Here is a 13,372-nt window from a genome sequence, read left to right on the forward strand (position 1 = left end):
TACCGATGTCCTTTCCTCTGCTGACAGCGACGGCGGTGCTCCCGGCGATCGGGGCCATCGCCACGGCCGCCGTGCCGGCCGCGCGCCGCACCGCCGCCAAGTGGCTGGCGCTGTTCGTCTCGCTCGCCACCCTGGTGCTCGCCCTGGTCGTCCTGATCCGCTTCGACCCCGACGGCGACCGCTACCAGCTCACCGAATCGCACGCCTGGATCGCGGACTTCGGGGTGCGGTACGACCTGGGCGTGGACGGCATCGGGGTGGCGCTGGTCGCGCTGACCGCGCTGCTGATCCCGTTCGTGATCCTCGCGGGCTGGCACGACGCCGACCCCCTGGAGACCAACAGCAGCCGGTGGCGCCCGACCCAGGGCTTCTTCGCCCTGATCCTCGGCGTCGAGGCGATGGTGATCATCTCCTTCGAGGCCACCGACGTCTTCCTCTTCTACATCTTCTTCGAAGCCATGCTCATCCCGATGTACTTCCTCATCGGTGGCTTCGGAGACCGCGCCCACGCGGGCTCGGACGAGAACGCGGCGGCCCAACGCTCGTACGCCGCCGTGAAGTTCCTCCTCTACAACCTGGTCGGCGGCCTGATCATGCTGGCCGCGGTAATCGGTCTCTACGTAGTGGCCGGAAGCTTCTCGCTCCAGGAGATCGCCGAGGCCCGCGCCAACGGCACGCTGGACATGGCGACCAACACCGAACGATGGCTCTTCCTGGGCTTCTTCTTCGCCTTCGCGGTGAAGGCGCCCCTGTGGCCGCTGCACACCTGGCTGCCCAACGCCATGGGGGAGGCCACCGCCCCGGTCGCCGTCCTCATCACGGCGGTGGTGGACAAGGTCGGCACCTTCGCGATGCTCCGCTTCTGCCTCCAGCTCTTCCCGGAGGCCTCGAAGTGGGCGACGCCGGTCATCCTCGTACTCGCCCTGATCAGCATCATCTACGGGGCGCTGCTCGCGGTCGGCCAGCGGGACATCAAGCGGCTGGTGGCGTATGCGTCGATCTCCCACTTCGGGTTCATCATCATGGGCATCTTCGCGATGACGAGCCAGGGCCAGTCGGGTGCGACGCTCTACATGATCAACCACGGGATCTCGACCGCCGCGCTGATGCTGGTGGCGGGCTTCCTGATCTCGCGGCGCGGCTCGCGCCTGATCGCCGACTACGGAGGGGTGCAGAAAGTCGCGCCGGTGCTCGCCGGAACCTTCCTGATCGGCAGCCTCGCGACGCTGTCCCTGCCGGGGCTCGCACCGTTCGTGAGTGAGTTCCTGGTCCTGGTCGGCACGTTCACGCGCTATCCGGCGGTCGGGATCATCGCCACCTTCGGCATCGTCCTCGCCGCGCTCTACACGCTCGTCCTCTACCAGCGGACGATGACCGGCCCGGTGAAGCCCGAGGTCTCCGCGATGCCCGATCTCCGGGTGCGGGAGCTCGTGGTGGTCGCCCCGCTGATCGCTCTGTTGATCTTCCTCGGCGTCTACCCGAAGCCGATCACCGACATCGTCAACCCGGCGGTCCAGCAGACCATGTCCGACGTACAGAAGAAGGACCCCCAGCCCGAGGTGGAGGCCGCACCGTGAGCGCAACAGCCGTCCACAGCCTGTGGACAACGGCGGCCGACCCGATCACCAAGATCGACGCGCCGAAGATCGAGTACGGGCAATTGTCGCCCACCCTGATCGTCATCGGTGCGGCGATCATCGGGATCCTGGTCGAGGCCTTCGTGCCCCGCAAGTCCCGTTACTACGTCCAGTTGTTCGTGTCCGTCGTCGCCCTCGCCGCCGCCTTCGCCGCGGTGGTCGGGCTCGCGGCGGGCGGATACGGCACCACGAAGGCCGGTATCGCCGCGATGGGCGCCATCGCGGTCGACGGGCCCTCGCTCTTCCTGCAGGGCACGATCCTGCTGGCCGGCGTGCTCGGCGTGTTCACGTTCGCCGAGCGGCGCCTCGACCCGGTGGCGCACGGCAACCGCGTCGACTCGTTCGCCGCACAGGCCGCGTCCGTGCCGGGCAGCGACAGCGAGAAGGCCGCGGTCAAGGCCGGGTTCACCACGACCGAGGTGTTCCCGCTGCTGCTCTTCGCGATCGGCGGCATGCTCGTCTTCCCGTCGGCGAACGACCTGCTGACGCTGTTCATCGCCCTGGAAGTCTTCTCCCTGCCGCTCTACCTGCTCTGTGCCGTGGCCCGCCGCAAGCGGATCATGTCGCAGGAGGCCGCGGTCAAGTACTTCCTGCTCGGCGCCTTCGCCTCCGCGTTCACCCTCTTCGGCATCGCCCTGCTGTACGGCTACGCCGGTTCGGTGTCGTACGCGACGATCGCGCAGGTCGTCGACGGCACCGTCGAGACGGTCAACCCGGCACTCGCCGGCACCATGGGCAACGACGCGCTGCTGCTCATCGGCGCCGCGATGGTCGTCATGGGCCTGCTCTTCAAGGTCGGCGCCGTGCCGTTCCACATGTGGACCCCGGACGTCTACCAGGGAGCGCCGACCCCGGTCACCGGCTTCATGGCCGCCGCGACCAAGGTGGCCGCCTTCGGCGCGCTGCTGCGGCTGCTGTACGTCGTGCTGCCGGGCCTGCGCTGGGACTGGCGGCCGGTGATGATGGGCGTCGCGGTCATCACCATGCTGGGCGGTGCGATCGTCGCGATCACCCAGACCGACATCAAGCGGCTCCTCGCGTACTCGTCGATCGCGCACGCGGGATTCATCCTCGCGGGCGTCATCGCGGCCACGCCGGACGGTGTCTCGTCGGTGCTCTTCTACCTGGGCGCGTACTCGTTCGTCACGATCGGTGCCTTCGCGGTGGTCACCCTCGTACGGGACGCGGGCGGCGAGGCCACGCACCTGTCCAAGTGGGCCGGCCTCGGACGCAGGTCACCCCTGGTGGCCGCCGTGTTCGCGGTCTTCCTGCTGGCCTTCGCGGGCATCCCGCTGACCTCCGGCTTCGCCGGGAAGTTCGCCGTGTTCAAGGCGGCGGCGGAGGGTGGCGCGGGCTCGCTGGTCGTGGTCGGTGTGATCTCGTCGGCCATCGCGGCGTTCTTCTACATCCGCGTGATCGTGCTGATGTTCTTCAGCGAGCCGCGCCCGGAGGGACCGACGGTCGCCGTGCCGTCGCCGCTCACGATGACGGCGATCGCGGTGGGCGTGGCGGTCACGCTGGTCCTGGGTGTGGCACCGCAGTACTTCCTTGATCTGGCAGGTCAGGCGGGCGTCTTCGTCCGCTGACGGTGGGACGGGCGGGCGTTCGCGTCCGCCGACGCTGTGGCTCTTCGGGCCCCGGCTTCCGATGGGAGCCGGGGCCCGAAGCGTTTTTCGGGGCGTGGCGGAGGTGTTTCAAGGCGTGTCGGCGAGTGCGTTGCGCAGATACTCCGTCGCAGCCTGTGGATAACTCTGAGGCTGTCGGTGCGGACCCCTATCGTGGACGCAGTGGTCGAGGCACGACGTACGGGGGACGGGACAATGGGCGGGACGGGTGTGATGACAGAGGTGGCGGAGAGCGAAGCGCTCGGCACGCTCCACCGGGTCTTCGGATACGAGGCCTTTCGCGGCGAGCAGGAAGCCGTCATCGAGCATGTGGTGACGGGCGGTGACGCGGTCGTCCTCATGCCGACGGGCGGCGGCAAGTCGCTCTGCTACCAGATCCCGGCCCTGGTCAGACCGGGTACGGGCGTGGTGGTCTCACCCCTCATCGCGCTGATGCAGGACCAGGTGGACGCGCTGCGGGCGCTCGGCGTGCGCGCCGGGTTCATGAACTCCACGCAGGACTTCGACGAGCGGCGCACCGTCGAGGCCGAGTTCCTCGCGGGCGAGCTCGATCTGATCTACCTCGCGCCCGAGCGGCTGCGCCTGGAATCCACGCTCGACCTGCTCAAGCGCGGCAAGATCTCCGTCTTCGCGATCGACGAGGCGCACTGCGTATCGCAGTGGGGCCACGACTTCCGCCCCGACTATCTGTCGCTCTCCCTGCTCGGCGAGCGCTGGCCCGACGTACCGCGGATCGCGCTGACCGCGACGGCCACGGACGCCACGCACAAGGAGATCACCGAGCGCCTGGGCATGCCGGACGCCCGTCACTTCGTGGCGAGCTTCGACCGGCCCAACATCCAGTACCGGATCGTGCCGAAGGCCGACCCGAAGAAGCAGCTGCTGTCCTTCCTGAAGGAGGAGCACGCGGGAGACGCGGGCATCGTCTACTGCCTGTCGCGCAACTCGGTCGAGAAGACAGCGGAGTTCCTGGCCCGCAACGGCATCGCGGCGGTGCCTTACCACGCGGGCCTGGACGCGGGCACGCGCGCCGCACACCAGTCGCGGTTCCTGCGCGAGGACGGCCTCGTGGTGTGCGCGACCATCGCCTTCGGCATGGGCATCGACAAGCCGGACGTCCGCTTCGTCGCCCACTTCGACCTGCCGAAGTCGGTCGAGGGCTACTACCAGGAGACGGGCCGCGCCGGCCGCGACGGACTGCCGTCCACGGCATGGATGGCCTACGGCCTGAACGACGTCATACAGCAGCGCAAGATGATCCAGTCGAGCGAGGGAGACGAGGCGTTCCGGCGCAGGGCTGCCGCACACCTCGACGCGATGCTCGCGCTGTGCGAGACGGCGCAGTGCCGACGCGGACAGCTGCTCGCCTACTTCGGCCAGGACCCCGAGACCCCGGCGTGTGGGAACTGCGACACGTGTCTCGTCCCGCCCGAGACCTGGGACGGCACGGTCGCGGCGCAGAAGGTGCTGTCCACGGTGGTGCGGCTGCAGCGTGAGCGCGGGCAGAAGTTCGGAGCGGTCCAGATCGTCGACATCCTGCTCGGGCGGAAGACCGCCAAGGTCATCCAGTTCGACCACGACCAGCTGTCCGTGTTCGGCATCGGCGAGGAGCTGGCCGAGGGCGAATGGCGAGGTGTCGTACGGCAGTTGCTGGCCCAGGGCCTCCTCGCGGTCGAGGGCGAGTACGGGACGCTGGTGCTGACCGAGGCCAGCGGGACCGTGCTGCGGCGCGAGCGGGACGTCCCACTGCGCAAGGAGCCGCCGAAGCCGGTGACTTCCCGTTCCTCGTCCTCCTCGTCCTCCTCGTCCGGTTCCGGTCGGAGCGAGCGCAAGGCCAAGGCAGCGGCCGCGGCGGCCGAGCTTCCTCCGGAGCTGGTCCCCGCCTTCGAGGCCCTGCGCGCTTGGCGTGCCGGTCAGGCCAAGGAGCAGGGCGTCCCGGCGTACGTCATCTTCCACGACGCCACGTTGCGGGAGATCGCCACGGTGTGGCCCGGCTCCGTCGCGGAGCTCGGCGGCATCAGCGGGATCGGTGAGAAGAAGCTGGTGACGTACGGGGAGGGTGTGATCGGGGTGCTTGCTGCCCTGGAGCGGCCTTCCGGATCGGCTTCCGGCTCCGACTCCGGCTCCGACTCCGGCTCCGACTCCGGCTCCGGGCCGGAGAGGGTTTCGGGGCCGGGGCCCCGGAGCGACGATGACTCGGGTCTGGACTGGTCGGCGATGGAGACGGAGCCTGAGCCTGAGCCGGACGACTGGATATAGGCGCAGGTCGGTGGGGGCTGGTCGCGCAGTTCCCCGCGCCCCTGAAGAGCGGGGCCGCGCCCCGGCTCTTCAGCCTGTCCGGCGTTTGAGGTCGAGCGCGGAGCCCGATACGGGGGTCTGGGGGCGGAGCCCCCAGGGACGGGAAGGGTAGGGGCGGCGGGGGCGAGGATCGTGGGTGGCGTTCGCCCAGGCGCAGGGCACCGCGTGCGTGTCACAGAGCGCGTGACGCGTACGCCCTGACGTCGGCGTCGGCGTCGGAGTCGGTCGCGGCCGTGGCGAGGGCCTCGCGGGCCGCGGCGACGGCCGTCGCGGTGGAGGCCAGCGAAGCGTCCCCGCCTGTCCCGCCTTCCGAGAGTTCGCCGTGCTCGCCGAACTCGGTTGGCTGCGTATGTCGGACGAGTGCCAGGACGGCGGCCTTGCGGACGTCCGCGTTCGGGTCGGCCAGCGCCTTGGCGAGGGCCGGTACGGCCAACTCGGCGTCAGCCGCGGACAGCGCGGTGGCGGCGGTCGACGGGGCGGCCGTCGGCGAGATGCGTGAGGCGTTCCAGCATGAGGACGGCCGAGCCGCGTGGAGCCCTGCAGCACGGTCGCGGAGCGCGCGTCCGCGTTGACGGCCTCCAGGGTGATCTCGGCGTGCCCGAGCTGCTGCCCGGTGATGGCTTCCAGGAGGCGGAAGACGTCGGTGTTCTCCAGGTCGGCGCCGAGCAGGGCGGTGCCGAGGTCGAGTGGGATGTAGGTGAGGTCGAGGGAGAGCGGGAGGCCGTTCAGCCGCCGCAGCCGCTCGATGTAGAGGACGTCGGCGCCCACGGGCACGCGCAGCCGCTCGGCGACCGGGGCCGGTGCGGCGACCGGGCCCACGGTACGGACCTCGTTGCTGACCCGGCCGTGTTCGCGCAGGGTCTCCGCGAGTCCCATCAGCCGGTCGAGTCCGTGCGGATACTTCTCGGCGACGACGACCAAGTGGCCGCCTCCGCGGGACCTCTCGCGCCGGAGTGGCTGGCTCCGCCGGTCCGCTCCCGCCGGAGTGGCCGCCTCCGCTGGGCTGCTCCCGCTGGGCCGTTGCTGCCCTGCTGCCGATGCTGGACAGCCCCGCCGGGCCGCCGCCGTCGGATCGACCGCCCCCACCGGGGGTGCCCATGCCGGGCCCCGTTGGAACGGCCGTCGCCCTCGCCTACGTACGGGCCGCAGCGGCCGGGGACGGATGGCCGGGCCAGCCCCACCCGAGGGCAGGTAGGGCCGCCGCCCGGGACGGGGTGGCCAGGACCAGGGGACGCGGTGGCAGGGAGACAGGTCCCCGGGGACGCGGGGGCACGGCGGACGGACAGCCGACGAGCGGCGGGCGGCGCCCGGCGGGAGGCGCCCGACCGGGGATGGGCGGCGGCGGATGGGCGGTGGACAGGCGGCGCCTACGTGCCCGGTGCGATCCGGCCCGTCACCTCGCCCAGGCCCACCCGCGTCCCGTCCGGTCCCGGTGCCCACGCCGTCAGGGTCACCACGTCACCGTCCTCCAGGAACGTCCGCTTGCCGTCCGGCAGTTCGAGGGTGTCGCGGCCGTTCCAGGTCAGCTCCAGGAGGGAGCCCCGCTCGTCGGCGGCGGGCCCGCTCACGGTGCCCGACCCGTACAGATCGCCCGTGCGCAGCGACGCGCCGTTCACGGTCATGTGGGCCAACTGCTGGGCGGCCGTCCAGTACATGGTCGAGAAGGGCGGCTCGGAGACGACGTGGCCGTTGATGGCGACGGAGATGCGCAGGTCGTAGCCGCCGGGGTCGTCCGAGGCGTCGTCGGCGTCGTCCAGATACGGCAGCAGCGGATGCGTACGTGTCGGGGGCGCGACCCGGGCGTCCTCCAGGGCGTCGAGCGGCGTGATCCAGGCCGACACCGAGGTGGCGAAGGACTTGCCGAGGAAGGGGCCGAGAGGGACGTACTCCCAGGCCTGGAGGTCGCGCGCGGACCAGTCGTTGAGGAGGCAGAGCCCGAAGACGTGGTCGCGGAAGTCGCTCAGCGGGACGGCCGTGCCCATCGAGGAGGGCGTACCGACCACGAAGCCGACCTCCGCCTCGATGTCCAGCCGGACGGACGGGCCGAAGACCGGCGCCGGGTCGGCCGGGCCCTTGCGCTGGCCCGACGGGCGTACGACCTCGGTCCCGGAGACCACGACGGTGCCCGACCGGCCGTGGTAACCGATCGGCAGATGCTTCCAGTTGGGGGTGAGGGAGTCCGCGGCGTCGGGGCGGAACATCTGGCCGACGTTACGGGCGTGGTTCTCGGAGGCGTAGAAGTCGACGTAGTCGGCGACCTCGAAGGGGAGGTGGAGTGTCACCTCGGAGAGCGGATGCAGCAGGGGTGCGATCGTCTCGCGGTGGGCGGGCACCGTCACCCACGCCGTGATCGCGCGCCGCACGTCCGACCACGCCGTACGGCCGGCCGCGAGCAGTGGGTTCAGCGAGGGACGGGCGAGCAGCGCGGCGTACGGGGAGCCGAGTTCCACGGCCGCGGCCCCCGCGTCCAGGACATGGTCGCCCAGCCGGACACCCACGCTCCGACGGCCGGAGCCGCTGACGGGCCCGCTGTCGGACCCGCCAAGGGAGAACACGCCGTACGGAAGATTGTGCGGGCCAAAGGGATCGCCCTCGGTGACATCGAAGGGGGGCATCGGGTGCTGCCTCGCTTTCCGTGTGGGTGCAGCACACGTTACGGGGCAGTCGGCGCTCTTGGGCAGTGTCTAAAGAGTTCGCAATGTCCGATTAAGGGTGGGGTCGGAGTAGTTGATTCCGGCTTAGCGTCCTTCGGGGGGCGCGGACGGGGTGGGTCCGGGTCCGGTAGAGGGGGACACGTGGGGGGACCCGTGGCCAGACGTTTCGCAGGCGTGCCATTCGGCGCGGACCGGGATGTTCCGGGGCTGATCGTGAAGTTCGGCGACTACCCGCTGCACCACGGCGGAGTGGGCGCGATCCGCAGCCTCGGGCGCCTGGGCGTGCCGATGTACGCCATTACGGAGGACCGATACACGCCCGCCGCGGTCTCGCGGCATCTGCGGCGCGCGTTCGTCTGGCCGACCACGGGGACGGAACGGCCGGAGCGGCTCGTCGAGGGACTGCTGCGCGTGGGGCGCCGGATCGGCCGCCCCACCGTGCTCATCCCGACGGACGAGGAGGCCGCGGTGCTGATCGCCGAGCACCAGGCGGAGCTCGCGGGCCGCTTCCTGTTTCCGCGCGTGGACGCCGGGCTTCCGCGCCGCCTCGCCAGCAAGCAGGGCCTGCACGAACTTTGCCTGGAGCACGGCATACCCAGCCCGGAGTCCGCTTTCCCGGAGTCGTACGAGGAGATCGAGGACTTCGCGGCGAAGGCGAGGTTCCCGCTCGTGGCCAAGAACCGCGAGGCGTTCGTACGCCGCGCACGACCGGCCGTGAACGGGACGACCCGGATCGCGACCCGCGAAGGGCTGCTCGCGCTCGCGCGGGACTGGGGCGAGCACCCCGGCGTGATCCTCCAGGAGTACCTGCCCAGGGAGGACGCCGAGGACTGGATCGTGCACGCGTACTTCGACGCGGACTCGACGCCGCTCGCGATGTTCACCGGCGTCAAGGTCCGCTCCTGGCCGCCGCACGCGGGGATGACGGCGAACGCGTACGTGGTCGACAATCCGGAACTCGCGGACATCGCCGCGCGTTTCATCAAACAGATCGGCTTCAGTGGCGTCATCGACCTCGACCTGCGCTTCGACCGGCGCGACGGCCAGTACAAACTGCTCGACTTCAACCCGCGGATGGGCGCGCAGTTCCGGCTCTTCGAGAACGAGTCGGGGATCGACGTCGTCCGCGCCATGCATCTGGACCTGACCGGCCGCACCGTTCCGGAGGGGGAACAGCTCGCGGGCCGGCGTTACATCGTGGAGAACATCGACCTGCCCGCCCTGCTCGCGTACCGCCGCAGCGGCTACACGACACCGCACGCCCCCGCCCGCGCGAGCGGCACGGAACTGGCGTGGCTGGCGGCGGACGACCTGCGTCCGTTCTTCACCATGCTCGCGCGTTTCGTACGACCCGGCGTGAAGCACGTGTACCAGCTGTGGCGGACCAACCGCCGGAGCGCCCGCGCGAACGCGGGCTGAGGGCTGATGGCCTGTCCGACCACGAACGAGCAGTACCTATGAGCAGTACCTATGACGAGCCGGCAGTGAGACGAGTCGGCTGAACGACGAACCAGCAGCACATCGCACATCTTTTGGTGTGGACCACGAAGTGATGAAGCAGCGTCCTGGGGAGGGGACTTCGTGATGGAGCCGGTGGCAGTGATCGGTGCCGGGCCGTTCGGCCTGTCGACCGCCGCGCATCTGCGAGCGCGCGGCATTCCGGTACGGGTGTTTGGTGAGCCCATGGTGAGCTGGCGTGAGCACATGCCCGAGGGGATGCTTCTGAAGTCGACCCCGGCCGCCTCGAACATCGACGCCCCGCAGCGTGGGCACGACCTCGTCGACTACTGCGACGCGGCCGGCATACGCCGACTCGTCACGGACGAGGACATCGTGCCGGTCGAGACGTTCGTCGCGTACGGGGAGTGGTTCCAGCAGAAGCTCGTGCCGGAACTGGAGCGGGTGCGGGTCGTCTCGGTCGACCGGCTGCCGGGGCCGCGCGGCGGTCGCCAGGGCTCGGGGGGCTTCGAACTCAAGCTGGACTCGGGGGAGTTGTTCACCGCGCGGGCGGTCGTCGTCGCGACCGGTCTGTCCGGGCTGGCCCATCTGCCGCCCGAACTGGCCGCGGCCGCGCCCGACGGACCGACCCCCACGGGGCCCGTCTCGCACAGCTCGCAGCTCCATGACCTGTCCCGGTTCTCCGGCAAGGAGCTGATCGTCGTAGGCGCGGGTCAGTCCGCCCTGGAGACGGCGGCGCTCGCGGCGGAGGCAGGCGCACAGGTGCGCGTAGTGGCGCGCGGTGAGGGATCGGTCGCCTTCGGCGCGCCCCCCTGGAGTCAGCCGAGGCTGCGCCCCGAGTCACCCTTCGGCCGGGCCTGGTCGTTGTGGGCACTTAGCTACTACCCCCACCCGTACCGCCATCTGCCCCCGCAGGTCCGGCACTTCCTCGTCCGCCGCGTGCTCGGCCCGCTCGGAGCCTGGTGGCTGCGGGCGCGGTTCGAGGGGAAGGTGCAGGTGAGCGAGGTGTCTCGGATCGTCCGCTCCGGATCGGTGGCCGGCCGCCCGGCCCTCGCCGTCCAGACCCTCGGCGGGCGGATCGAGGAGCTCTCCGCGGACCACGTCGTGGCCGCGACCGGATACCGCGTAGACCTCGCCGCGATGGACTTCCTCGGGCACGAACTGCGTACGGAGCTGGCGGTGAGCCGGGGGACACCGAAGCTGGGCGCCGGGTTCAGGTCCTCCGTGGCCGGGCTGTACTTCACGGGGCTGCCGGCGGCGGCTTCGTACGGGCCGGTGATGCGGTTCGTGTGCGGAACGGAGTTCGCCTCACCGCGGTTGGTCGGGCATCTGACGCGGGCGCACGGCTGAACGAAGCGAAGCGAAACGAAACGATGGAAGCGAAGCGAACGAAACCAACGAACGAAACCAACGAACGAAACCGACGAACCAAACCGACGAATGAAGCCAGTGAACGGAATCAAACGAAACCAAAGGCGAGGTGAGTGAGGCAAGGCAGGGCGCGTGCGCGGCCGCCCGCGCCGAGCAACTCCTCCTGCATCCGGGCGGGTCGGGAGCGGCCTCAACTGTCCCCTTTCGCCTGCGATTTACCTCCCAAAGGCCAACGGAAGGGGCGAGCGGCGACCCGTGTGCCTGACGAGATACCGGACGACGTCCGGTTCCCGTCGAGTCGTTGGGGCGTTCGATCCGTATTCTCTGATCATGGCCGCACCGATTGCATATTCACTCATCGCCACTGACCTGGACGGGACATTGCTGCGAGGCGACGACACTCTCTCGGACCGGTCACGCGCCGCGCTGGCGATGGCGGTTGCGAGAGGTGCCAGGCATCTCGTGGTCACGGGGCGCCCGGCCCCGCGCGTCCGGCCGCTGCTCGATGAACTGGGCAGTCAGGGCCTGGCGGTGTGCGGGCAGGGGGCGCAGCTGTACGACGCAGGCGCCCACCGCATGGTGTGGTCGGTCACCCTCGACCGCGAGCTGGCCGAGACGGCACTCGGCAAGATCGAGGCGGAGGTCGGGGACGTGTACGCCGCGGTCGACCAGGACGGTGTCGACGGACTCACGCTCATCGAGCCCGGGTACGAGATGCCGCACCCGACGCTCCCGGCGGTGCGCGTCCTGCGTCGCGACGACCTCTGGACGGAACCCATCAGCAAGGTGCTGCTGCGTCATCCCCTGTTGTCCGACGACGCGTTGGCGTCCGCGGCGCGCGGAGCGGTCGGTTCCCTCGCCACGGTCACGATGTCCGGCCCCGGCACCGTCGAACTCCAGCCATGTGGCGTGACCAAGGCGACGGGTCTCGCCCTGGCGGCCGAACACCTCGGCCTCACCCCCGCCGTCACGATCGCCTTCGGGGACATGCCGAACGACATCCCGATGTTCGACTGGGCGGCCCACGGCGTCGCGATGGCCAACGCCCACCCCGAACTCAAGGCGGTGGCCGACGAGGTGACCCTGTCGAACGAGGAGGACGGGATCGCGGTGGTACTGGAGCGCCTCTTCTCCCGTCCCTGGACCCCGCCCGCCGTACGCCTCGCCCACTGGGCCCCGTTCAACCGTCCCAGCTCAAGTAGTCCCGCCTCGGCGATCCCGGCCCCGTAGGCCCGGCTCAGTAGGCCCGGCTCAGTAGGCCCCGAAGACGTTGTCGATCGAGCCGTACCTCGCGGCGGCGTAGTTGCACGCCGCCGTGATGTTGGCGACCGGGTCGAAGGGGTCCATCGAGGTGCCGGGCACGTGGTACGCGCTGAAGGTCGGGTCGATGACCTGGAGGAGCCCCTTCGACGGCGTACCGGCCGCGGCGTTGGAGTCCCAGTTGTTGATGGCCTGCGGGTTGCCCGAGGACTCGCGCATGATGTTGCGGTAGATGCCGTCGTACGACCCCGGGATTCCGTGCTGGGCCATGACGTCCAGCGCCTCCTTGATCCAGCCGTCGAGGTCGTTCGTGTACGTCTTCGCGGCGGCCTGGGTGACGGTGGACGCGGTGGTCGCCTTGGCTGTCTTGGTGCCGACCGTCAGCGTGAGCCCCGGGCGGATGTGCGACGGGTCGTCGCCGATGACCGCGCGGTTGGCCTGGTACAGCTGCTTCCAGTCACCGCTCGACGGGTACTTCCTCGCGATCTTGGACAGGGTGTCGCCCGCGACGACCTTGTACGTGATGAGCGAGACCTGCGGGACTTCGGCCGACGCGACCTGCGCGGCCTGCGCCGGCTGTGCGGCGTGGGCGCCGGTCGCTCCCAAGAGGGGGAGCGCGAGTGCGGCTCCGCCGGTTCCCGCGGCGACGATTCCGCGAGTGAGGGCATTCAGTCTGGTACGGCGGTGCTTACCTTGTGCGGGCATGGCGCTTTTCCTCTCCGGCGCCTGCGAGGTGAGCTGTCGGGTTCGGGCGGGAGATGCCCGGCCGCATGCTGCACGCGGCTTCACCCCGAGCCGTTCCGGAATCCGGACCGGCGACTTATCTGGGTCCCCCGCTCCTGCCGTACGCGAGTGAATGAGTGAGTGGGATCTCCGGGCGGCGGCAGGATTAGGCGGTCCATCCGGAGTGCCGTGAACGTATGCGAGAGCACATGTCGTGAACAAGCCCTGAATTCACACGGAGATGCCATTTGCCCGTTCAGGCTGGAGGGTAATTCTTGATCCATCCGGAAGGTGAAGTTCAACTTGCCTTACGCAAAGGAGAATCGGTCGACCCGGCGCAGTGGCG

General features: G+C 70.0%; 8 protein-coding genes, 2 pseudogenes and 1 riboswitch. Of the genes and pseudogenes, 6 read left to right on the forward strand and 4 right to left on the reverse strand.

Annotation, left to right across the window (positions count from 1 at the left end):
• The first annotated feature begins 5 nt into the window (after positions 1 to 5).
• The 3 genes from OHA11_RS27510 to recQ all read left to right on the forward strand — a co-directional run bounded on the left by OHA11_RS27510 (position 6) and on the right by recQ (position 5,521).
• Entirely contained in the window at positions 6 to 1,577 is a 1,572-nt protein-coding gene (locus OHA11_RS27510) for an NADH-quinone oxidoreductase subunit M (protein ID WP_266500818.1), read from the forward strand.
• A complete protein-coding gene (nuoN, locus tag OHA11_RS27515) occupies positions 1,574 to 3,223 on the forward strand; it encodes an NADH-quinone oxidoreductase subunit NuoN (protein WP_266500820.1) in 1,650 nt (549 codons plus the stop codon). The genes OHA11_RS27510 and nuoN overlap by 4 nt, the downstream gene beginning before the upstream one ends.
• A 234-nt stretch (positions 3,224 to 3,457) precedes the next feature.
• Positions 3,458 to 5,521, forward strand: a complete 2,064-nt coding sequence (recQ, locus tag OHA11_RS27520) for a DNA helicase RecQ (RefSeq protein ID WP_266507498.1) — start codon at positions 3,458 to 3,460, stop codon at positions 5,519 to 5,521.
• 211 nt (positions 5,522 to 5,732) lie between these two features.
• Here recQ and OHA11_RS27525 read toward each other — a convergent pair.
• From OHA11_RS27525 to fahA, 3 genes and pseudogenes are all read right to left on the reverse strand, one after another.
• Positions 5,733 to 6,032 (reverse strand): annotated as a pseudogene (locus OHA11_RS27525) (hypothetical protein); the annotation flags it as partial.
• Positions 6,001 to 6,478: pseudogene (locus OHA11_RS27530) on the reverse strand (GntR family transcriptional regulator); the annotation flags it as partial. The pseudogenes OHA11_RS27525 and OHA11_RS27530, both read right to left, overlap by 32 nt.
• 449 nt (positions 6,479 to 6,927) lie before the next feature.
• A complete protein-coding gene (gene fahA, locus OHA11_RS27535; protein WP_266500823.1) occupies positions 6,928 to 8,175 on the reverse strand; it encodes a fumarylacetoacetase in 1,248 nt (415 codons plus the stop codon).
• Between the two features lie 213 nt (positions 8,176 to 8,388).
• On the opposite strand from fahA, the gene OHA11_RS27540 reads away from it, so the two are divergent.
• From OHA11_RS27540 to OHA11_RS27550, 3 genes are all read left to right on the forward strand, one after another.
• Positions 8,389 to 9,633, forward strand: coding sequence for an ATP-grasp domain-containing protein (locus OHA11_RS27540; protein ID WP_266500825.1), 1,245 nt, complete (start codon positions 8,389 to 8,391; stop codon positions 9,631 to 9,633).
• Positions 9,634 to 9,795: 162 nt separating this feature from the next.
• Positions 9,796 to 11,022, forward strand: a complete 1,227-nt coding sequence (locus OHA11_RS27545) for an FAD-dependent oxidoreductase (protein ID WP_266500827.1) — start codon at positions 9,796 to 9,798, stop codon at positions 11,020 to 11,022.
• Between the two features lie 351 nt (positions 11,023 to 11,373).
• A complete protein-coding gene (locus tag OHA11_RS27550; protein ID WP_266500830.1) occupies positions 11,374 to 12,273 on the forward strand; it encodes an HAD family hydrolase in 900 nt (299 codons plus the stop codon).
• Between the two features lie 21 nt (positions 12,274 to 12,294).
• Here the strand turns inward: OHA11_RS27550 and OHA11_RS27555 are convergent, their stop codons facing one another.
• Positions 12,295 to 13,008, reverse strand: coding sequence for a LysM peptidoglycan-binding domain-containing protein (locus tag OHA11_RS27555; RefSeq protein ID WP_266500834.1), 714 nt, complete (start codon positions 13,006 to 13,008; stop codon positions 12,295 to 12,297).
• A 5-nt stretch (positions 13,009 to 13,013) separates the two neighbouring features.
• Positions 13,014 to 13,176: riboswitch (cyclic di-AMP (ydaO/yuaA leader) on the reverse strand.
• Positions 13,177 to 13,372 lie beyond the last annotated feature (196 nt).

This window comes from Streptomyces sp. NBC_00878 (assembly GCF_026341515.1).
Taxonomy (GTDB): domain Bacteria; phylum Actinomycetota; class Actinomycetes; order Streptomycetales; family Streptomycetaceae; genus Streptomyces.

Excerpts from the sequence above, each read along its gene's own strand:
- recQ (WP_266507498.1), top strand. The coding sequence starts at position 3,458 with ATGGGCGGGACGGGTGTGATGACAGAGGTGGCGGAGAGCGAAGCGCTC.
- OHA11_RS27510 (WP_266500818.1), top strand. The coding sequence starts at position 6 with ATGTCCTTTCCTCTGCTGACAGCGACGGCGGTGCTCCCGGCGATCGGG.
- fahA (WP_266500823.1), bottom strand. The coding sequence starts at position 8,175 with ATGCCCCCCTTCGATGTCACCGAGGGCGATCCCTTTGGCCCGCACAAT.
- OHA11_RS27550 (WP_266500830.1), top strand. The coding sequence starts at position 11,374 with ATGGCCGCACCGATTGCATATTCACTCATCGCCACTGACCTGGACGGG.
- OHA11_RS27555 (WP_266500834.1), bottom strand. The coding sequence starts at position 13,008 with ATGCCCGCACAAGGTAAGCACCGCCGTACCAGACTGAATGCCCTCACT.